This is a genomic window from Eudoraea sp., from assembly GCF_049665975.1.
GTDB lineage: Bacteria > Bacteroidota > Bacteroidia > Flavobacteriales > Flavobacteriaceae > Eudoraea.
In genome coordinates this window covers 13371-35381 of record NZ_JBATGR010000303.1, presented here as the reverse complement: position 1 = coordinate 35381, position 22011 = coordinate 13371, and the positions used below count along the sequence as shown (strand labels likewise).

The 22011-nt window shown below is 35.8% G+C and carries 24 protein-coding genes; 13 read left to right on the top strand and 11 right to left on the bottom strand.

Annotation, left to right across the window (positions count from 1 at the left end):
- The first annotated feature begins 10 nt into the window (after window positions 1-10).
- The 5 genes from WBN20_RS10855 to WBN20_RS10835 all read left to right on the top strand — a co-directional run bounded on the left by WBN20_RS10855 (window position 11) and on the right by WBN20_RS10835 (window position 4896).
- Window positions 11-1474: a NupC/NupG family nucleoside CNT transporter gene (locus WBN20_RS10855; RefSeq protein WP_424271670.1), complete on the top strand. Its 1464-nt coding sequence runs from the start codon at window positions 11-13 to the stop codon at window positions 1472-1474.
- Window positions 1475-1583: 109 nt separating this feature from the next.
- Window positions 1584-2408, top strand: a complete 825-nt coding sequence (locus WBN20_RS10850) for a thymidylate synthase (protein WP_424271671.1) — start codon at window positions 1584-1586, stop codon at window positions 2406-2408.
- A gap of 58 nt (window positions 2409-2466) precedes the next feature.
- Complete coding sequence (gene egtB / locus WBN20_RS10845; protein WP_424281684.1) at window positions 2467-3627, top strand: ergothioneine biosynthesis protein EgtB; 1161 nt, start codon at window positions 2467-2469, stop codon at window positions 3625-3627.
- A gap of 16 nt (window positions 3628-3643) precedes the next feature.
- Window positions 3644-4612: an L-histidine N(alpha)-methyltransferase gene (gene egtD / locus WBN20_RS10840; RefSeq protein ID WP_424281683.1), complete on the top strand. Its 969-nt coding sequence runs from the start codon at window positions 3644-3646 to the stop codon at window positions 4610-4612.
- A gap of 2 nt (window positions 4613-4614) precedes the next feature.
- Entirely contained in the window at window positions 4615-4896 is a 282-nt protein-coding gene (locus WBN20_RS10835; protein ID WP_424272119.1) for a DUF427 domain-containing protein, read from the top strand.
- A gap of 52 nt (window positions 4897-4948) precedes the next feature.
- On the opposite strand, the gene WBN20_RS10830 is transcribed toward WBN20_RS10835, so the two are convergent.
- Both WBN20_RS10830 and WBN20_RS10825 read right to left on the bottom strand, forming a co-directional pair.
- Window positions 4949-5245 (bottom strand): isoamylase early set domain-containing protein, encoded by a 297-nt coding sequence (locus WBN20_RS10830; RefSeq protein WP_424258638.1) that lies wholly within the window; start codon window positions 5243-5245, stop codon window positions 4949-4951.
- 153 nt (window positions 5246-5398) lie between these two features.
- Complete coding sequence (locus WBN20_RS10825; protein ID WP_424281682.1) at window positions 5399-6484, bottom strand: aminotransferase class V-fold PLP-dependent enzyme; 1086 nt, start codon at window positions 6482-6484, stop codon at window positions 5399-5401.
- 61 nt (window positions 6485-6545) lie between these two features.
- Between WBN20_RS10825 and WBN20_RS10820 the strand changes: the two genes are divergently transcribed.
- A complete protein-coding gene (locus WBN20_RS10820; RefSeq protein WP_424281681.1) occupies window positions 6546-6929 on the top strand; it encodes a 2TM domain-containing protein in 384 nt (127 codons plus the stop codon).
- Entirely contained in the window at window positions 6929-7429 is a 501-nt protein-coding gene (locus WBN20_RS10815; RefSeq protein ID WP_424281680.1) for a dihydrofolate reductase, read from the top strand. The genes WBN20_RS10820 and WBN20_RS10815 overlap by 1 nt, the downstream gene beginning before the upstream one ends.
- An 82-nt stretch (window positions 7430-7511) precedes the next feature.
- Here the strand turns inward: WBN20_RS10815 and murI are convergent, their stop codons facing one another.
- The 8 genes from murI to WBN20_RS10775 form a co-directional block, all read right to left on the bottom strand.
- A complete protein-coding gene (gene murI / locus WBN20_RS10810) occupies window positions 7512-8300 on the bottom strand; it encodes a glutamate racemase (protein WP_424281679.1) in 789 nt (262 codons plus the stop codon).
- Window positions 8301-8541: 241 nt separating this feature from the next.
- A complete protein-coding gene (locus tag WBN20_RS10805) occupies window positions 8542-9051 on the bottom strand; it encodes an OmpH family outer membrane protein (RefSeq protein WP_424272894.1) in 510 nt (169 codons plus the stop codon).
- 47 nt (window positions 9052-9098) lie between these two features.
- Window positions 9099-9926 (bottom strand): OmpH family outer membrane protein, encoded by an 828-nt coding sequence (locus WBN20_RS10800; RefSeq protein WP_424281688.1) that lies wholly within the window; start codon window positions 9924-9926, stop codon window positions 9099-9101.
- Window positions 9927-10026: 100 nt separating this feature from the next.
- The gene (bamA, locus tag WBN20_RS10795; RefSeq protein WP_424274281.1) at window positions 10027-12633 is read right to left on the bottom strand and encodes an outer membrane protein assembly factor BamA; all 2607 of its coding nucleotides are present in this window, start codon (window positions 12631-12633) and stop codon (window positions 10027-10029) included.
- Window positions 12634-12637: 4 nt separating this feature from the next.
- Window positions 12638-13378, bottom strand: coding sequence for an isoprenyl transferase (locus tag WBN20_RS10790; RefSeq protein WP_424272619.1), 741 nt, complete (start codon window positions 13376-13378; stop codon window positions 12638-12640).
- Between the two features lie 8 nt (window positions 13379-13386).
- Entirely contained in the window at window positions 13387-14073 is a 687-nt protein-coding gene (locus WBN20_RS10785; protein WP_424274280.1) for a DUF6089 family protein, read from the bottom strand.
- Window positions 14074-14189: 116 nt separating this feature from the next.
- Window positions 14190-15071 (bottom strand): NAD kinase, encoded by an 882-nt coding sequence (locus WBN20_RS10780; RefSeq protein ID WP_424281678.1) that lies wholly within the window; start codon window positions 15069-15071, stop codon window positions 14190-14192.
- 87 nt (window positions 15072-15158) lie between these two features.
- Complete coding sequence (locus tag WBN20_RS10775; protein WP_424281677.1) at window positions 15159-15815, bottom strand: CBS domain-containing protein; 657 nt, start codon at window positions 15813-15815, stop codon at window positions 15159-15161.
- A 93-nt stretch (window positions 15816-15908) separates the two neighbouring features.
- Here WBN20_RS10775 and WBN20_RS10770 point away from each other — a divergent pair, with 93 nt between their 5' ends.
- From WBN20_RS10770 to clpX, 6 genes are all read left to right on the top strand, one after another.
- Window positions 15909-16622, top strand: a complete 714-nt coding sequence (locus WBN20_RS10770) for a pyridoxine 5'-phosphate synthase (RefSeq protein ID WP_424274278.1) — start codon at window positions 15909-15911, stop codon at window positions 16620-16622.
- The gene (locus tag WBN20_RS10765) at window positions 16622-17392 is read left to right on the top strand and encodes an alpha/beta fold hydrolase (protein ID WP_424281676.1); all 771 of its coding nucleotides are present in this window, start codon (window positions 16622-16624) and stop codon (window positions 17390-17392) included. Before WBN20_RS10770 ends, WBN20_RS10765 begins: the two co-directional genes overlap by 1 nt.
- 136 nt (window positions 17393-17528) lie before the next feature.
- Window positions 17529-17879, top strand: coding sequence for a phage holin family protein (locus WBN20_RS10760; RefSeq protein ID WP_424271181.1), 351 nt, complete (start codon window positions 17529-17531; stop codon window positions 17877-17879).
- Window positions 17880-17974: 95 nt separating this feature from the next.
- On the top strand, window positions 17975-19297 hold the full coding sequence (gene tig, locus WBN20_RS10755; protein ID WP_424281675.1) for a trigger factor: 1323 nt from the start codon (window positions 17975-17977) through the stop codon (window positions 19295-19297).
- An 85-nt stretch (window positions 19298-19382) separates the two neighbouring features.
- Window positions 19383-20063, top strand: coding sequence for an ATP-dependent Clp endopeptidase proteolytic subunit ClpP (gene clpP / locus WBN20_RS10750; RefSeq protein WP_424271183.1), 681 nt, complete (start codon window positions 19383-19385; stop codon window positions 20061-20063).
- Window positions 20064-20159: 96 nt separating this feature from the next.
- Window positions 20160-21395 carry an ATP-dependent Clp protease ATP-binding subunit ClpX gene (clpX, locus tag WBN20_RS10745; protein WP_424281674.1) on the top strand — a complete coding sequence of 412 codons (1236 nt, stop codon included), beginning with the start codon at window positions 20160-20162 and terminating at the stop codon, window positions 21393-21395.
- On the opposite strand, the gene WBN20_RS10740 is transcribed toward clpX, so the two are convergent.
- A complete protein-coding gene (locus tag WBN20_RS10740; RefSeq protein ID WP_424271185.1) occupies window positions 21370-21936 on the bottom strand; it encodes a hypothetical protein in 567 nt (188 codons plus the stop codon). The two genes, clpX and WBN20_RS10740, sit on opposite strands and share 26 nt — an antisense overlap.
- Window positions 21937-22011: the final 75 nt, after the last annotated feature.

The following is a 22011-nucleotide window of genomic DNA, read 5'->3' as shown; positions in this document are numbered from 1 at the left end:
CATCTCTTATATGAACCTCAGGTTTTGGATTCTTTTATTATTATTGGTTTTTTCATTTCCAGTAATAGCTCAGGAAGTTGCCATTCCGGATTCTCTGTCAATTACGTTGGATACCACTACATTAAATGACATTTCCAACCAGACTTTGGACATAATAATCCCTAATCAGGGATTCTCATTTAACTCACTTTGGAGAGGCGTTTTAGGAATGTTCATGCTCGTTTTAATATCCTATATCTTCAGTGCAAACCGAAAAGCAATTAATTGGAAAACTGCCTCTATAGGCATTGGGGTTCAACTATTGCTCGCAATAGGTATTTTGAAGGTACCCTTAATACAGGATATTTTTAGGTTCGCCGGACAATTTTTTGTAAATATTCTTGATTATACGCTTGCTGGTAGCGAATTTCTTTTGGGCAACTTGTTGAATGTAGATAATCCAAACATTGGATATGTGTTTGCATTCCAGATTTTACCCACAGTCATTTTCTTTTCTGCCCTTACTTCAGTGTTATTTTATTTAGGAATAATACAAAAGATTGTCAAAGCTTTAGCCTGGTTACTTACAAAAACACTTGGTATTTCCGGTGCTGAAAGCCTTTCAGTTGCTGGCAATATATTTTTAGGACAAACGGAAGCACCTTTACTAATTAAAGCATATTTAGAGAAAATGAACCGGTCTGAAATTCTTCTCGTTATGATCGGCGGAATGGCTACTGTTGCTGGAGGTGTATTGGCTGCCTATATTGGCTTTCTGGGAGGGACAGATGAAATACTTCGATTAGAATTCGCGCGGCATTTATTAGCAGCTTCTGTTATGGCAGCTCCGGGTGCAATTGTTATATCTAAAATACTTTATCCGCAAACAGAAGCGGTAAACAAAGAGATTAAAATATCCAATGAAAAAATAGGTTCCAATCTGCTTGATGCAATTGCTAATGGAACAACCGAAGGACTAAAGCTGGCTGTAAATGTTGGTGCAATGTTATTGGTTTTTATTGCCTTTATCGCGATGATTAATGGTATTTTGGGTTGGATCGGGGATTTTACAATGATCAATGAATGGATTTCTTCAAACACTGTATACGATTCCCTTTCACTTGAAGCTATTTTGGGAGCAGTCTTCGCGCCATTGATGTGGCTTATTGGGGTAAATACTCAGGATATTATGCTAATGGGCCAATTATTGGGAATAAAACTGGCAGCCAGTGAGTTTGTAGGATATATACAATTGGCAGAATTAAAAAATGTCCTTAACCCTACACATTTTGCCTATAATAAATCTATAATTATGGGCACCTATATGTTATGCGGTTTTGCCAATTTTGCTTCAATTGGAATTCAAATAGGTGGAATAGGCTCTTTGGCGCCCGGCCAGAGAAAAACACTCTCTGAATTTGGAATGCGAGCGGTCTTAGGAGGAACGCTTGCTTCCTTGCTATCAGCCACTATTGCCGGCATGATTCTGGGATAGATCCATTTATTTTAAAAATGGTAGATCTGTATTCGTTAATAAGTTTTTAAAACTCAAAATCCAATCCAATTTATCTTTCATTAAATTCGTCTTCGAAAGATTATTTTTTATGAAGCAATACCACGATTTACTTAAGCATGTTCTTAAAACGGGTGCACAAAAGTCTGATAGGACAGGAACGGGCACATATAGTGTCTTCGGCTACCAAATGCGTTTTGACCTCAGTGAAGGATTTCCTATGGTTACTACCAAAAAATTGCATTTAAAATCCATCATTTATGAATTACTATGGTTCTTAAAAGGGGATACCAATATTAATTACCTACAGGAAAATGGTGTGCGCATCTGGAACGAATGGGCAGATGAAACCGGGGAATTAGGCCCTGTATACGGTCATCAGTGGCGTAACTGGAATGGGGAGAATATAGACCAGATAACAGAGGTCATTAAAACCTTAAAAGAAAATCCGGATAGCCGCAGGATGATGGTAACCGCATGGAACCCAAGTGTATTACCAGATACTTCAAAATCTTTTTCAGAAAATGTTGCAAACGGAAAAGCGGCACTTCCCCCCTGTCACGCTTTTTTTCAGTTTTATGTTTCGGACGGAAAATTATCCTGCCAGTTATATCAAAGGAGTGCCGATATTTTTTTAGGAGTTCCTTTTAATATTGCTTCCTATGCCCTATTTACACTCATGATAGCTCAGGTTTGTGGTTATGCCCCTGGTGAATTTATTCATACTTTTGGCGATGCACATATATACAACAATCATATAGAGCAAATAGAGCTGCAGCTCAGCAGAGAACCCAGACCATTACCAAAAATGGTACTCAATCCTGAGGTCAAAAATATCTTTGACTTTAAATTTGAAGATTTTAAGCTGTTATATTACGATCCGTATCCGCATATCAAAGGGGCGGTCGCTGTGTAGTTATTAAATAATTTTATCAACGAGCATAAATTCCTATATTTAAAAGAAAAATTGCGTTATGCCTGTTACGGAGACACTCCTGGACACATTCCTAGTCACCAGAAAAGAAAGTGAAACTATATGTACCCCTCTGGAAATTGAAGATTATGTGGTACAGCCCATAGAAGATGTTTCCCCTCCTAAATGGCATCTTGGACATACGACATGGTTCTTTGAAGAGTTTCTGCTTAAACCATATTTAAATGGTTATAAGGTTTATGATGAAGACTTTTCATTTGTATTTAACAGCTATTATGAAACTTTGGGTAAAAGAGTCATCCGTGCAGACCGTGGTAATCTTTCAAGGCCTTCAGTCCAAAAGGTATATGCTTACAGATATTATGTAACAAATGCTATTAAAACACTTTTTGATAAAGAACCAGAAGAAAAACTTCTTCAACTTTTAGAGATTGGTGTGCACCATGAAAAGCAGCATCAGGAACTACTATTGACGGATATCAAATACATTCTCGGTAATAATCCCCTATTCCCAGCCTATACAGATTCAATTAATGAACATATTGAAGAAAGTCATCAGCAGGATTGGGTTTCAATTGATGCCGGCATATATGAAATTGGCCACGGCCTGGATACTTTCTGCTTTGACAATGAATTAGACAGACATAAGGTGTTTTTGCATGACTACGAAATATCAAATAAACTTATTACCAATAAAGAATATTTGGAATTTATTAATGATGGGGGGTATAATTCATTTGAATTTTGGCATGCCGAGGGATGGGATTGGGTTTCCAAAAATCAGATTTCTTCCCCCTTCTACTGGCATAACATAGACACAGAATGGCATCATTATACCCTTGAAGGGCTGCAAAAAATTAGCCCAAATACTCCAGTTTCTCATCTTTCCTATTTTGAGGCCTTTGCTTTTGCACAATGGAAAGGCTGCCGCTTGCCAACTGAATTTGAATGGGAAGCAGCACAGAAATATTTCTCATGGGGCGACCGATGGGAATGGACGGAAAGCGCATACCTGCCTTACCCTGGCTATAAAAAAGAGGAGGGCGCCTTGGGTGAGTATAATGGTAAATTTATGGTAAGTCAGAAAGTCCTTCGGGGAGGATCTTTTGCAACGCCATCCGATCATACACGCCCTACTTATCGTAATTTTTTTCATCCCCATCTAAGATGGCAATATACTGGGTTAAGGTTGGCCAAATAATTCCGACAAAAGCAACATGCAACAAAAAACAACATTGATTTCAACGTCTCAATTCCACAAAGACGTTTATAAAGGGCTTACTGATTTTCCAAAACATTTATCTTCAAAATATTTTTATGATGAGAAAGGAGATAAGTTGTTTCAGGAAATTATGGACATGCCAGAATACTATCTGACAAATAGCGAATATAAAATTCTTGATAAATTTAAAGATGAAATATGCCGGGCATTTTTTAAAGATTCAAAGGGTTTCGACCTTATTGAACTAGGTGCAGGAGATGGAAAGAAAACTAAAATTCTTTTAAGACAACTTGCGGCAGAGGAAATTCCCTTTCAATATGTCCCGATAGATATAAGCCAGAATGCGCTGAATGAACTTGAGGAGTCTATAAGCAATGAGCTCCCTTCGGTAAATGTAATGCCTTTACAGGGGACTTATTTTGAAACGCTTGAACAACTCTGCACAATGCAACATAAGAGAAAGGTTATTATGTTTCTGGGCTCAAATATTGGTAATTTACTTCATCCACAGGCCGTGGAATTTTTGATGAGCATACAAGAATTAATGAATGAAGATGATCTTTTCTTTATTGGCTTTGATCAAAAAAAAGATCCGCAGACCATCCTAAATGCCTATAACGATGCAGCAGGGATTACCGAAAGGTTTAACAAAAATTTGTTGGCCAGAATAAACAGTGAGTTGGGTGCCAATTTTGATCTCGATAAGTTCATACATTGGGAAGTATACGATCCGGAAACAGGTACTGCTAAAAGTTATTTGGTTTCCAAGGAAAATCAGACAATTCATATTAACGGGCTTGATCTTACTGTAACTTTTAATGCATGGGAAACTATACATACGGAAATTTCGCAAAAATATGACGATAATATAGTCTCATGGTTAGCTGATAAAGCCGGAATGCAGATAAGCAGAATTTTTACTGATGAGAACAAATTTTATAAAAACTATATTTTAAAAAAATAGGTATGAAAGCCATTTGGAAAGATACAATTATTGCTGAAAGTAACGATACAACTGTAGTTGAGAACAATCATTATTTTCCAATTGAAAGCATTAAAAAAGAATATTTTAAACCCAGTACAACACATAGTACTTGCCCGTGGAAAGGGGTAGCCTCCTATTATACCCTAGAAGTTAACGGAGCGGAAAACAAAGATGCAGCCTGGTATTACCCTGAGATCAGTGAACTGGCAAAACAAATAAAGGGCTCTGTGGCCTTTTGGAAGGGCGTAGAAATTGTTGAATAAAAAAACCGGGATGTTCTATGATCATCCCGGTCTCTTTGATACTTTTTGTTAATTACAGCTCTAATACAGCATTTTCAGAACCAGCAAATTCATTCCACTGGTAACGGTCTGCTTCTGTTTCATTAACATAATTGCCATCTACGAGGTATCTAAACTCGTAAGTGTTCTCTTTCGGCAAATCAAACGTTCCTTTAAAAGTTCCGTTTTTAAGCTTTTTCAACATGCTTCCTTTAGGGTTCCAATTATTGAAATCTCCAACTACAGCAACTTTTTTTGCATCTTCAGCAGGTACTGTAAAAGTAACCTTGCAAATTGGCTTTGTTTTTAAATATTGTTTTGCGATTGACATAATTTTTAAATTTTGTGATTACGCTGCAAAAATAATACATTAAATCTCTCATTTCCAATGATTAAAATCATAATTATTGTTTTCTTAAAATATCAATGCCTTTTAGCTCAATTTAGTAAAAAGGTTTGCGTTCTTTTTTCAAGTAGGTAATTCCTACCTCATCTTTCTAATGATCTCTAAAATGGCATCTATGTCTTCCACCGTGTTATAGTAGTGAAAACTAAGTCGGATACCTTCTCCACGCCTCGAACAGACCACATTTTCCTCCTTTAAATGGTTATATAATCCATTATTGTCTTTAATGTTAAAAATGGTACTATGCCGATTTCTTTGGATAACATAATTATTTAACAATCCTAATTCGTCAAAACCCTTACCAGCCTTTTTACTTAAATTCTCGTTATGCGCTGCAATTTCCTTCATACCAATGTTATTTAGTATTTCCAGTGCACATTTCAGACTTCCAAAGTTTAGACTATCCAGATGCCCCGGCTCAAAGTGTTTATTAAATGGTATAGTGTTTTTTGCAGTAAGGACAGCATTGGCGGAATTGAATCCAGTGGTTTTAATTGTAAATCTTCTTTGGGCTAAATCTTTGAATAGAAAAAAACCATTGCCCGTTCCTGCCAATAGCCATTTATATCCACTCGCCCCCAGCACATCGATACCCGAGTTTTCAAAATCAATTTCAAAAGCTCCACAAAATTGAGTGCCATCTGCTATGATAAGAAGTTGGGGAAATTCTTTTTTCAATGATTTTAGAAAATCCAGGTCCACACGGATTCCGTTTATCCATTGAACTAAACTAAGTGCTAAAACTGTAACAGAATTATTCCTGACTTTTTCTAAAATATTCTGTTCTAACTGTTCATCAATTTTAGCATAAGAAATTTGAAAACCTCTGCTTTCAACTGGCCAATTAACAGAAGGGTAGTCATTTTCAAGTAGTAATATATGCTCCTCGCTATCCAATCCTTCGAGCAGCATATTCAGCCCTAAAGAGAAATTTGGAACCAAGGCAATGAGATCCTTCTTACACTTAAAAAATTCTCCAACAATTTGTCTTGTTTCGCCTATTAGGCCTAAACTTTCAATTTTCATAGAACTGCCACCAACTAGATAATCCAAATCGTGATTTTGACGCCACTCCAAAAGTTCATCATTCAAAAGACCGTATGCAGCAGTATTTGCATAAATACAATGGTTAAGGACAGGATATGATTTTCTATTATTTAGCATCCTTGATAGTTTTTGTAATTTTTGATTTGCTGTATCTTTGTATCTAAAGATAACTATTAGAATGTTTTCCAAAAATAAAAGTGAATCCATTATAGATAGAGAACAGCATGAACAGCTGGAGTATGCGCATAAACGAATTAAGCAAAAAAAAAACCTATACGTTCATTTTGTGCTATTTATTATCGGTAGTGTATTTCTTATTTTGATAAACAAAATTCTAAAATACGGTGAAGAATATAACTGGTTTATATGGGGTATTACTTTCTGGGCGTTCTTGTTTGTTGTGCATGTAGTAAATGTCTATGTTACTCAAAAGTTTATGGGAATTGACTGGGAACGTGCACAACGCGAAAAATTAATTGCAAAACAAAGGCAGAGGATAAAGGAACTTCAAAACGAAATTGAAACCGATTTCCCAATTGCTAATTATAAAAAAAAAGATTAGTGGGTAAAATTGTTATGATAGCTGCCATTGGAAAGAATAATGGCTTAGGAAAGGATAATGATCTTCTCTGGCATCTTCCAGATGATTTTAAACGTTTTAAGCAATTAACAACGGGACATAAAATTATTATGGGCAGGAAAACATTTGAAAGTTTTCCTAAACCGCTCCCAAATCGCACGCATATAATAATTACACGAGATCTCAAATATAATGTTGAATTACCTTCATGTATTGTTGTACATTCAATGGAAGAAGCCTTGAATCTAGCATCTAATGATCCCATTTCCTATATTATCGGTGGTGGTGAAATTTATAATTTGGGGATGCCGCATGCCGATTTGCTGGAAATCACCAGAGTCCATGAATCATTTAACGCTGATACTTATTTCCCGGAAATAGATAAAAATACATGGAAACTGATTAAGGAGGAATTTCACTCAAGTGATGAAAGACATAAATACAACTTCACCTATCTAACGTACAAAAGAGAGAATATCTAGAAAAAATTTAAATTTCCCATTTTAACCTTCGTATAAACAACTATTATAGGTGAAAATAAAATATTTTTTGGTGGCAGCAGCTTCAAAAATCCAGATATGCGATTTGTTTTATTTCATCAACATCTTTCAGAAAAGAAATTAAAATCTCTGTATCCTTATTGGTATAAAACTGAATTTTGCCAGGAATCTTTTTGGGATTTTTGAGACTTTCTTTATCAAGAACCGCCAGGGTTTGCTTTGCCACAGCAGCACCGCAATCTATTATTTTCACATGAGTAGGCAATATTTCCTTTAAGACCGGAATTAAATAGGGATAGTGTGTACATCCCAAAACAATATGATCCATATTTGCCTGGAGCATAGGCTTAATGTACTTGATCAATAATTGTTTAGTCTCAATAGAATTTATTTTTCCAGCTTCAATTAATGGTACAAGGCCAGCACCTTCCTGTTCAACAATCGATATTTCGCCAGCATGGTCTTTTGAAGTTTTTAAAAAGAGACTACTGCTCAAAGTTCCTTTTGTTGCTAATACTCCTACAGTTCCTGTTCCGGAATTTAGTGCTGCGGGTTTAATGGCTGGTTCAATCCCTATAAATGGAACATCGTACTTCTCTCTTAAATGTGATATAGCATTGGTAGTAGCCGTATTACAGGCAACAACTATAAGTTTACAGCCACGTGCTATTAAAAGCTCAGTGTTCTTTGCACTTAAAGCAATTATTTCTTCTTTGGTTTTTTGACCATAAGGTGCATATTTGCTATCTGCCAAATAAATAGTATTCTCATGAGGTAGGAGAGCATGTATTTCTTTCCATATGGAAGTACCTCCTACCCCTGAATCAAAAATACCTATGGGTTTTACATTCATGTAAAATGCGGTTTACTATAACTAATTTTCAATAACAAAGTTATGCTTTCCCAACACAAACGTTCAATACCATAAAAGATATTATAAAACAAAATTCTCCCTGTTACACTATTAATACTGTATTTCTGCCAATGTAGATTGATCATAAAAGAATTAATGTCCACCTATTTATTAAATAAATAAACAAAAAAAAACTGTCCTTTTAAGGACAGTTTTACTATTAAGTTGAACAAAGTAAAAATTAAAAACCTAATTCCTGTTTTACTTCGGCTAAAAGATCTTTTCCTTTTGCAACGATTAGACCGCCACCTTGAGTAGCATCTATGACGTAATCATAACCTTGAGCTGCAGCTACTTTTTCTATGGCTGCTTTTGCCTTTATAGAAATGGGCTCGAATAATTCTGCTTGCTTTTTAGCCAATTCCTGTTGTGCTGCTTGTTGCGCGTCCCCAATATTTTTTTCAAAACCCTGAAGTTCCTGAGCTCTTTTTTGATTCTCTTCTTCAGATTTTGTAGTAGCTTCGTTAGAATACTGAGTATATTTATTCTTTAGCTCTGTCATAGAGCTTTCAATATCTGCCCTGTATGTTTCCTGTAGTTTTTTTAGCTCTGCCTGAGCGGCCTTCATTTCTGGCATCTCGCCCAATAATTCCGTTACATTAATATGCGCGACTTTGCTTTGTGCATTTACAAAACTAGTAGCGGCTACTAATAAAACTAAGGCTATTGCTACTTTTTTAAACTGTTTCATGATTTCTAAATTTACTATTTGAATGTTAATATAATTAATTTCGAGTTTTAGTTTTTAGTTTCTTCGTTCTTTTCAATTGCTTGCTTTCTTTCTTCTTCTTTTTCTTTCCTCTTTGCCTCCCGTTCTTCTAATAATTTCTTTCTTCTTTCTTCATAGGCCTTTTTACGTTCTTCTCTTATTCTTAGTTGTTCTTCTCTCCGTTCTTCAGCAGTTTTAACTCTTGTTTCTTCCGCTTGCTTTGCCATTGCCTGTCTCTCGAGAAGGGCATCACTTATTTCCTCTTCTTCCGAATCACCTTCAAAGTTTTCTAACTGGCTTTTGTTTTTCGCCTTCGCCTTTGGCGCACTAACTTTCCTGGTCCTCGCTATTCCCCTCAGCACCAATTCACTTATATCGTGTCTTTTTTGGGAGTACAACATTACAACATCCGCCGATTTATCAAAAATAAAATCGTACTTTTTATTTGATCCAATTTTTTGTACTTCATTAAAAACCTGATCCTGTATAGGCTGAATTAACCTTTTCTTTTGCAAAACCAAATCACCATTAGGTCCAAATCTATTTTGCTGGTATTCAATCATTTCCTTTTCCAGGATTTGAATTTCTTCCTCTCGTTCCAGGATAAGCTCATTTGTCAATAACACTTTTTCTGCCATCAAATCCTTCTTCATTTGATCCACTTCGCTTTGCTTCTGCTCAATTTCTACTTTCCATCTTTGGACTTTATTTTCTAACTGCTCGCTTGCATCACGGTATTCTTCAACATTTTCAAGGATATACTCCATATCTACATAACCAATTCTTACACCCCGTTGTGAAAATGTGTTAGACCAAAGCAATAAACCTACAACTACTAAAAGAACTTTTGTCTTCATCATTTAATTCGTTTTATTACATAGAAAATATCGTGCCAAAAATACTAATTATTTTAAAATGAGTGGATTACCCTAAATTTTATTGGAAAAAATACCGAGGTTAGAACTGTTGCCCTATAATAAAGTGCGTTTGCCATCCGCTTGGACCCGTACCTGCGGACTGAGGACGGCTGTCTTCATCAAAACCATAACCAAAGTCAATTCCCAATAGACCAAAGGCCGGCATAAATATCCGGACGCCCACTCCGGCCGATCGTTTTAAAAGAAACGGATTATACTCCTGAAAATTGTTGAAATTATTTCCTGCTTCTAAAAAAGTTAAGGCATATATAGATGCAGATGGCTTTAATGTTAATGGATATCGAAGTTCCAGAGAATACTTATTAAATACAATTCCTCCATCCTGTTGCCCTGTGACAGGATCAATTGGTGTTATTGAATTATTCTCGTATCCTCTTAATTGAATGGTCTCTCTGCCATCTAATGTAAAATTACCACCAAGACCGTCTCCACCCATAAAAAAGCGTTCAAAAGGTACTTCTCCCACATCACTGTTATAACTTGCCAGAAAACCAAACTCAATATTTGTACGCAGTACTAATTTCCCCACTATTCGCGTATACCAATCTCCTTTAAATTTAATTTTAAAATACTCCAACCATTTAAATCTCTCCTGCTCTATTGTCTGCTGTTCCGAAATTTCATCTGGGGTTAAAGGACGTATCTGGCCTATCACACTAAGTTCATCACTTCGATCTTGTAAACCCCTATAGTCTTTATCGCTAAAAAGAGAATACGGTGGTGTTAACTTGGCGGTCACTTCAAATATTGACCCTGATAAAGGAAATATTCTTCCAGGTCCTGCAGAACTCCTGGATAAGCCCAAGGTATAAGCAAGGGAATTAGATGTCCCATTACCAAACCGAAAGAGGCCTGAATTATAGTTTTGAAAATCGTATAATTGATACCCCAATGAATGAGATATTGTAAAAAAGTCATCGGGCCATTGCAATCTTTTCGCAAGTCCAAGGGAAACACCTGTTATGGAAAATTGCTGATCTTTATTTACCTGAACCCTTCCTGAACTGTCAAATGATGCCAAGAATTGCTGAGTCCTGGAAAACGACATATTAAACCTCACTGGTTTTTTACCTCCAAGCCAGGGTTCTGAAAAACTAAGACTATAAACCCTAAAAGTTCTACTCGCTTGTAAACGAAGTGCAAATGTTTGCCCATCTCCCATAGGAACGGGCTTATAAGCCTTCCCATTAAATATGTTTTTTATAGAAAAATTATTAAAAGACAGGCCTAGAGTGCCAATAAATCCACCTCCACCATAACCACCTTGTAATTCTATCTGACTAGCTCCGGATTCTACCAGGCTATATTTCAAATCAACGGTTCCAGAATTGGGATCCGGATTTAGAATATCCGGTTTTATTTGTTCTGCATCAAAAAATCCTAGTTGTCCCAATTCCCTGACACTACGTACAATGTTATCTTTACTATATTTCTGTCCGGGACGAGTTCTTAATTCTCTAAAGATAACATGATCATTGGTTTTGTCATTCCCTGCAACATAGACATGATTTAAAAAAGTCTCTTTCCCCTCAATAATCCTGATCTCAAAATTTATAGTATCGTTCTGAGCAGATACCTCTACCGGGTTTATTTGTGAGAACAAATAGCCATTATTCTGATAGAGGTTTGTGATATCTTCAGCATCAGGTTTAGATTCGTCCGCAATCCTTTCTCTCAGGAGTACACCATTATATGTATCTCCTTTTTTAATTCCCAAAACCTTATTAAGTTGAGCGTCAGTATAAACAGAATTCCCCACAAAATCTATTTTTCCAAAATAGTATTTGTTACCCTCCTCAACTTTAATATCTATATTTATTTTCTTAGTATTAATTATTGAAATTGAATCTTCAATCACTCGAGCATCCCGGTAACCTTTCTCCGCATATTTATCGACCAATGCTGCCAAATCCTCCTGATAATCAGCTTCAATATATTTCGATTTTTTCCAAACCCTGCCAAATTGAGCTTTTTTAGTATTCTTCAGAGCTTTTCGCAGCTGTTTATCTGAGAGCATTTTGTTACCGTCAATAGTAATATTCTTGATCTTAACTTTATCTCCCGTCTTAATATTAACCACCATGCTTTCAGCATTAGTATCTGATGTGTCTACAGCGGTAGCAATAGTGACCTTGGCATTTAAATATCCCTCTTTTTTATATTTATTCTGAATATAATTTCTGGTATTAGAAATGAAGCTCTCTGTTACCTTTTTCCCTTTCTTAAGATCTGTTTCTTTAATTATTTCATCTATTTTTTTCTTCTTAATCCCATAAACCGTAACCTTGGATAAGGTTGGTCTTTCCTCTATATCAAGTTCCAGGAAGACCTTATCTCCGTCTATATTTGAAATATAGAATTTAATATCACTAAACAATTCAAGATCCCATAGCTTTTTAATTACGTCACTAATTTGATCACCCGGAACTGTAATCGGCTGGCCCTCTCTAAGTCCGGTAAAAGTTTTGACAGTCTGCTCGTTATAACTTTGCAAACCTTTAACTTCAATTCCCCCAAGTATATACTTTTTGCCATTTCCATAGGAAGCTTCCTGAGCAGAACTGAAAGTAGTAAAAAGGAGTAGTAAAAATAAAATAAGAAGTTCAAGTGATATGAACTTCTTCATATCGCTAGTTGAGTTGTTCGCTAGTTTTTCCAAATCTTCGTTCTCTGTGCTGATAATTTTTTATAGCCTCTAACAAATGATGCTCTTTAAAATCGGGCCAAAATACATCAATAAAATATAATTCGGCATACGCTATTTGCCAAAGTAAAAAATTGCTAATCCTGTGTTCACCACTGGTTCGGATTAGCAAGTCTACGTCTGGTAAATTTCGCGTGTAAAGATGGTTATTAATAATGGTTTCATCAATATTTTCAGGAGAAATTATATTATTTTTAACTTTGACACTAATACTTTTAATCGCATTTTTTATCTCTTCTCTTGAACCATAACTAAGAGCAAGAGTCAGGGTCATTGTTGAATTCTGACTAGTTTTGGCCATGACTTCTTTAAGTTCTGCGAGAGCCCTGGAGGGAAGAGATTCAATATTGCCAATGGCATTTAGTTTTATATCATTCTCGTTTAGAGTAGGAAGTTCCTTTTTTAAGGAGGATACCAATAACTTCATTAAGGTATCAACTTCTATTTTCGGTCGTTTCCAGTTTTCTGTAGAAAAGGCATATAAGGTAAGGTACTTAATTCCCAGCTTAGAACAGTTTACTGCTACATCGCGTACAGCTTTAACACCATGCTCATGACCAAAAACACGCAGTCGTCCTTTTTGTTTGGCCCATCTGCCATTACCATCCATTATAATAGCCAGATGTTTCGGAAGTTTTCCGTTTTTTAAATCATCATTAGTATTCATCATAAGTGTTACTCAAAACAATCGGAACATGGTTTTCTACCAAAGGTATAAGTTAATGTAATTCCTGAGAAAACATACCAATCATCACTAAAAATATTTCCAAATCTAAATTGTTCAAAGTTAGATCCTTCTGGATTACTACCATCCAAATTGTCAGTAAAAGTCAATCGAGCTCCTATTTCTGCACCTATGATCAAAAACTGCGACAACCTCGCTTTCAAACCAACAGTCATTGGAATGGCAAAAGAACCATCCTTTTGATCTATATCCTGCACCTGCCCCGCATCAAAGTATTTATACCCATATCGGAAATAGGTAATACCAGTATACAAATATGGTGTAAACGCTGGTCCTAATTTATGTAAATTATATTCAACAAAATTAAATTCTAGGCCTGCAGAAGCTTCTAACACAGAATTATCCATCTTATAGCCCCTTTGGCGTCTGGAAGAAATACCTGATTTTGAATCATCTGCTGTAAACTTTCCATAAATTACGCTAGCTCTCCAGGCATAACGCTTACTTTTATTCCATTTAAAAAGACCTCCAATCGCCGGACCAGAAGGTGCTATATAGTTTGTTCTGCCAACATCTCCAATATTATTGGTACCCCCTGCATATAATCCAATTTCATAAGTTTGGGCATTTATCAAGCCAAATCCAAGTAAAAGAATAACAACAATAAACGCTCTCATTAAATTCAAAAGTTTGCAAATATAATTAATATAGCATTTTACAACTAATATAATATATACCCCTATTTACCTTTGATAAACAGTATTTGCAGTTTTTTATTGTTTTAAGGAAGTATCTAATTCCGCTTATCCTGACCCCATAGCAATTTGTTTCTAATTGTTTCCAAAAAGCTCTCAGAAGTGTAGGCAATCATTTTTATGGTAAATGGGGCCCTTTTAACAGTAATTTCTTTACCATTTTCTATAGTGGCGATTCGGGAATCTAATGAAACAAGATGATTTACCTCTCGTCCTGAAACTTTTAATCGGATGATTGTGTCGTCCGAGATAACCAGGGGTCTTGCGTTTAAATTATGGGGGGCAATAGGTGTAATTACCAGTGATTGTACTCCCGGCATTATAACGGGGCCTCCACAACTCAAAGAATAGCCTGTAGATCCTGTTGGCGTTGCTACTATGAGTCCATCTGCCCAATAAGAGGTCAAATATTCATTATTAAGATGTGTTTCCACAGTTATCATTGAAGTGGTATCCTTCCTGCTTACAGATACTTCATTCAATGCATAATTCATATCCCTGAATTCAGGGATATCAAAATCGGCATTCACTTCTACCAGACTACGTTCAACTATGGAATAGGCTCCGGAAACAAATTCTGTAACAACTCTTCTGACTTCTTCCTTTTTTAAAGTGGAAAGAAAACCAAGTCTACCCGTATTTACTCCAACTATGGGTATTCCCAGATCACGTATATATGTAATAGCTCTTAAAATTGTTCCATCCCCTCCAAAACTCACAAACATTTCGAAAGACCGATCCAAACCAACTTCGCGATCGAAGGTGCCGTAGTTTGCAATTTGTCTTGAAGCGGACAATTGAGTGTAAAAATGTGCTTCAATATATACTTCTGCGCCAACATTTTTACATTCATCCAGTAACTCCACAACATAATCTAAGGTTTCATTCTCGTAGATCTGAGCATATATTGCAATTTTCATATTAGAATGGTTTATGTAATTAGCCTTTAATTGGGGAGGACAATGGGGGCAAAATCACCTTTTTCAGAAAACTTCCCCACATAGAATTTAAACATTAAGATATTTATCAAGATAATCCGATCTTTCTTTTAAATTCTCAATAAACTGATCGTCCTTATTACCAAAGAGTATATTATAATTGTATCGTCGGAAGGTTTGTACTACTTCACTAAAATTACCAGTGCTGATTTTCATTGTAATCTGAATGACATCATTTCGAATATCAGTAATAAATGCTCCGAGTAATTTGGTGTTATTACTTTCAATTATCTGCGATATTTCACTAAAAGAATAGTCTTTAATGCCTTTTGCCAACACTAGAATTCCTCCCGGTTCTGTAAAGAAAGGCGTATCTATAAAAACACCAACAATATCATTAAGGTCATAATAACCTATTACCTGTTTTTCGTCGTCCAACACTGGCAACAAGTTACATTCGCTCCTGGCGAATTTTTCAAGAACATCGAGCCATGAAGTACTTTTTAATGCAAAAAAGGATTCAAGATTATATTTGTAGTCTTCAATTTTTTTGTCACTCTCAAAGGTTTCAAGATCATTTTCTGATAAGACTCCCAAAAAAAAGCCATTCTCAACTATCGCCACATGTGAATAGGTGGAATGCTTAAAAAAGTTAATAACCTCATTAAGTGCGTCCTCCAAATTAAAAATTGGAATTGTCGTAATTATATGGGATTGAATCTGCATGTCATTAAAATCTTACGCAAAATACTAATTTTAAACATCAAAAGGTATGCCTTATTTGTATTTTTGAGCCCTGGAAAATATAAATATCGTAAAATGACAAAACTTAGTGTTAATGTTAACAAAATAGCTACTCTGAGAAATTCAAGAGGTGGGAATGTCCCAAATCTAATAAAAGTAGTTGCCGATATAGAAGATTTTGGTGCGCAAGGAATAACTATTCATCCCCGACCAGATGAAAGACACATTAAATATGAGGATGCTCGTAAGCTCGGGGAAGTAGTAACTACTGAATTGAATATTGAGGGGAATCCAATTGATAAATTTATTGATTTAGTACTGGAAGTTCAACCGGCTCAGGTCACCCTGGTTCCCGACTCAATTAATGCTATTACCTCAAATGCCGGCTGGGATACGGTAACTCATAAAGACTTTTTAAAAGAAGTCATTGGGGTTTTTAAAGAACAAAATATTCGAACCTCAATATTTGTAGATCCCGAAATAAGGATGGTTAACGGTGCTGCCAAAACTGGTGCCGACAGAATTGAGCTCTATACGGAACAGTATGCGAAGGGCTATGAATCTGGTAGCAAGCTTGGAATTCAACCTTTCATTGATGCGGCTAATGTTGCACATGAACTAGGTCTGGGTTTAAATGCCGGACACGATTTAAGTCTCAAAAATATAAAGTATTTTAAAGAAAATATCTCTAATCTGCTTGAAGTATCCATTGGGCATGCGCTAATTTGTGAATCGCTTTATCTGGGCCTGGAAAATGTAATTAACATGTATTTACACCGATTGAAATAATGACTTTACTTCATTCAAATATTATAGGCAAAGGCAAACCCCTGCTGATATTACACGGCTTTTTAGGAATGTCCGATAATTGGAAAACGCTGGGTACCCAATATGCACAAAATGGTTATGAAGTTCATCTTATAGATCAACGAAATCATGGTAAGAGCTTCTGGTCAGAGGAGTTTAATTATACCATACTTGCTGAAGATTTAAATCACTATTTTAACCATTTTAAGTTTTCAAGTGCTTGTATCCTTGGTCATTCTATGGGCGGTAAAACGGCAATGACCTTTGCTTGTACGTATCAGGATTTAGTTGATAAATTAATAATTGCCGACATTGCTCCAAAATTCTATCCCCCTCATCATCAATATATTATTGATGCCTTAAAAACACTGCGTATGGAAGAAATTTCCTCTCGAAGTCAGGCCGATTTTCTGCTTGCGGAGCACCTGCATGATTGGGGAATAAGGCAGTTTTTATTAAAAAACCTTCATTGGATAGAAAAAGGAAAATTAGCCTTTCGTTTTAATCTCGATGTCCTGGCGCAAAAAATGGAAGAAATTGGGGAATCCCTTGGTCATACAGAATACTTTGCCGGCCCAACCTTATTTTTCAGGGGCAGCAAATCAGAGTACATTACTACTGAAGATCTTTCTGAAATTAAGCATCATTTTCCGAAAGCAGAGCTTGAAACCATTGATGATGCAGGGCATTGGTTACATGCCGAAAACCCACAACAGTTTATTGAAAAATCTATGATTTTTCTGAATTCATAAAAAAAGGGGCTAACCTACCTGGCATTGACCTTTTGAATTTTGAAAGTCTTAATATTATTTATAAAAAAATATAACTACTTTTATAAATGTCAATGAATTATGGCGCCATTTTAATAAATGCTTAAGACCTGACCAAATGAAACTTATTATTAGAATTTTATTGAGTGCTCTTGCGGTGATAATACTGGCAAATATATTGCCTGGTGTTGGAGTAGACTCCTATACGACAGCGATCATTGTGGCTATAGTCTTAGGCCTTCTAAATTTTATTGTTAAACCTATTTTGGTAATCCTTACCTTGCCCATAACCATATTAACATTAGGCCTATTCTTACTAATTATTAACGCACTGATTATATTGCTGGCAGACAGGTTTGTCTCCGGGTTTACTGTTGATTCTATTTGGTGGGCGTTATTGTTTAGTCTCCTATTAACCTTCCTTGAATCTATCTTTTTCTCATTTTTAAAGGAGGATAAAAATTCCTGATTCAGGATTTGATAATCAGCTATTTAAAAACTTGTTCCTGTTTATAAAATATCCTATTTTTGCAACCCATTTTAGAAAGCAAATTAGAGATATCGATGAATATTCAGAAAGAGCAGATAGACGAGTTAAATGCTATTGTAAAAGTCGCAATAACGAAAGATGACTATAGTGACAAGGTAGATAAAATTCTAAAGGATTATAAAAAACAGGCGAACATTCCAGGTTTTAGGAAAGGTCAGGTTCCTATGGGATTAATAAAGAAACAATATGGTAAAGCCGTATTGGTGGATGAAGTAAATAAACTTTTACAGGATAACCTTAATAAATATCTAACCGAAGAAAAACTAGATGTCCTTGGAAATCCACTTCCAAAACAACAGGATAATTTTAATTGGGAAGCAGAAGATTTTTCTTTTGAATTTGAATTAGGCCTCGCTCCCAATTTTGAAGTAGCACTAAAGACAAAAAAAGCGATTACTCATTATAAAATTGTAGCTGACAAGAAAATGATTGATGAGCAGATTGACCGTATAAGAAAACAATACGGAAAACTGATTAGTAAGTCTGAAGTTAGCAAGAACGATGAAATTACAGGCACTTTTAGAAATGAAGAAGAGGAAATAGATCATAAGTCTAACCTTGAAATGTCTAAAGTGAAAAGTAAAAAGGCTATAGACGGTCTTCGCGGGAAAAAAGTTGGTGACACTATAGTTTTGAAAACCAAAGGCCTTTTTAAAGAAGACTATTTGTTATCCGGAGCTTTGGGAATTCAAAAGGAAAAGGCAGAAAAACTGAATATTGAAGTAAGTTTTACTATAGAAGAAATCAATGAAAGGGAGTCTGCGAATTTAGATCAGGAATTGTTTGATAAACTTTTTGGTAAAGATGCCATTACTTCAGAGAAAGAACTCAGAGAAAGAATAAAAGAAGATTCGGAGAAACAATTTGAACAACAGGCAGATCAGAAACTATTGAATGATGTTACGGAACGGCTTATTGAAACCATAAAATTTGATCTTCCATCCGGATTCCTTAAAAAATGGATCCAGACCACAGGGGAAAAATCACTTTCCGAAGAGGAGGCCAATGATGAATATGAGAAGTCTGAAAAAGGACTGCGTTATCAATTAATTGAGGGGAAAATTATTAAGGATAACGGCATTGAAATACAATTTGACGAATTAAAAGAGTTTGCCAAAGGCTTTATTAAATCTCAAATGGCGCAATACGGACAGTTAAATCCGCAGGAAGATGAATTAGACAATATTGCTACCAGAGTTTTGAGTAATCAGGATGAAGTAAAAAGACTATCTGAGCAGCTAATGAGCCAAAAACTAATTTCACTTTATAAAGAGAAGGCCAATTTGAAGAAAAAAGAAGTTACCTATGATAATTTCGTGAAAGAGGTTTACGGTTAAAATTAAAAAATAAATTAAGTATCTTTACGGTGCCGAAAGCAGTAATTTCGGCACCTTTTTTTTATTTAAAAATATCATATTAAATATGGATTTCGGAAAAGAATTTCAAAATTACGCCATCAAGGACCAAGGCATCAATAGCATGTACTACGAGCGTATTATAAGCAGTATGTATCCGGTGAACATGACACCAAACATTATTGAGGAAAGGCAATTGAACGCAATTGCAATGGACGTTTTCTCAAGACTTATGATGGACCGTATCATTTTTTTAGGAACTGGAATTAATGACCAGGTAGCCAATATCGTACAGGCACAATTACTTTTTCTGGCCAGTGCAGATTCCTCTAAAGATATTCAGATTTACATTAACTCACCGGGAGGAAGTGTCTATGCCGGGCTTGGGATCTATGATACCATGCAATTTATTAAACCGGATGTAGCTACAATTTGCACGGGAATGGCAGCATCTATGGCTGCTGTTCTTCTATGCGCGGGAGAAAAAGGCAAACGCAGTGGTTTAACGCATTCACGGGTAATGATACATCAACCGATGTCCGGAGCCCAGGGACAAGCAAGTGATATAGAGATTGCTGCCATTGAAGTACTTAAAATTAAGGATGAATTATACCACATTATATCTAAACATTCTGGTCAAAAATTTGATAAAGTTTATGAAGATAGCGATCGGGATTATTGGATGAAAGCTCAAGAAGCCAAAGACTATGGTATGATTGACGAAATTTTAGAAAGGGATAAGGATTAATTTCGACGAAATACTCATATTTAAGCTGTTAAGGGCTTATTTTAATGAACCAAAATTACTTTTGTTTCGTTATTGATTAGAAATCTAGTTAAAGTTATGGCTAAGGAAAACCTGGAATGTTCTTTTTGTGGAAGAAAAAAACCTGAGACCAATCTATTGATTGCAGGTTTGGATGCACATATTTGCGATAGATGTATAGAACAGGCACACGGAATTGTTGCTGAAGAATCCAAGCAATCTAAAAATGACGACCTGTCTTCCGAACTTATCTTAAAAAAACCTATTGAGATAAAAGGTTTCTTAGACACCTACGTAATTGGTCAGGAACGTACAAAAAAAGTATTATCTGTAGCGGTTTATAATCACTATAAAAGGCTTTTACAGCCCCATTCCAAAGATGACGATATAGAGATTCAAAAGAGTAATATTGTGATGGTGGGTCAAACCGGGACAGGCAAAACATTAATGGCCAAAACGATTTCCAGAATGCTTAATGTACCATTGGCCATCGTGGACGCTACCGTATTAACAGAGGCGGGATATGTTGGTGAAGATGTAGAAAGTATCCTAACCAGGCTTTTACAGGCTGCGGATTACAATCTAGAAAAAGCGGAGAGAGGCATTGTTTTTATTGATGAGCTCGACAAAATAGCACGTAAAAGTGATAATCCTTCTATTACACGAGACGTTTCCGGGGAAGGTGTACAACAGGGATTGCTTAAATTACTGGAGGGAACAATGGTTAATGTGCCTCCCAAAGGCGGAAGAAAACATCCCGATCAAAAATTTATAGAAGTAAATACAGAAAATATCCTGTTTATCGCTGGGGGTGCTTTTGATGGAATAGAGCGGATAATAACTAAGCGGTTGAATATGCAGGCCATTGGTTACAGTGCTGCAAAAAAAGAAGAAAGTTTGGATAATGCCAACGTACTACAATATATAATACCAAGAGATCTGAAAGAATTTGGACTTATTCCTGAAATAATTGGAAGACTCCCTGTCCTTACACATATGAATCCTCTGGATGAAAAAACTTTAAGAGCTATATTAACTGAACCAAAAAATGCCATCATTAAACAGTATGAAAAATTATTTGCTATGGACGGCATTAGTTTTAAAATAACTGAACAGGCATTAGATTATATAGTGGAAAAAGCTATTGATTACAAGTTAGGAGCCAGAGGTTTAAGATCCTTGTGTGAAGCTGTTTTTACGGATGCAATGTTTGAGCTTCCCAGTAGTGATGAAACAGAATTTAAGGTTACAAAACCTTATGCAGAGAATAAGTTATCCTATGAAACCATCAAGAAACTAAAGGCCGTTTCTTAAAACTCAGCTTATTTTTTAATAAGGCATCCAGTAAATCCATACATACTTTTTGGATTACTTTGTCGTCACTATATAAATCTTTGCCGAATTTAGGCATGATTTCCATATTCACATCCATTTCAGACAACCATTCAGGGGTGGGTTTATCCTCTTGATATTCTCCAAAAAGCAAATTAATCTTACAATCTGGTTTTTCCCTTAGTAAATGAATATTCAATGGAGAGATTGCTGTTAATGATTTCATTGGCAACCCACATAAAGCAGCTTTCCAGGCAATAGTACCCCCGGCACAAAAGGTAAGGTAATGACTTGCTTCTCTTTCTTTAACTAAAAGCTGAGCCAATGCCGTATTCATACCGCCATTAATAAAAGCCTCATAGACATCTTCAGCTGTATTACTTATAAGATTTACATCGGAAAGTTGACGGATATCATAGAAAACAATATCAAAATATTGTTGCAAATAGCCTAAATATGAAGTAATCCAAAGGCCCTTTTTCGCACCCCACATGTCTGATAAAACTACCAATCGTTCTGCCATAAAAGTACTGTTTATTAATAAACGGGTTAAGTTAGGACCAACAATTTGGCCATTTTTGGCTTATTTCCAGCATTT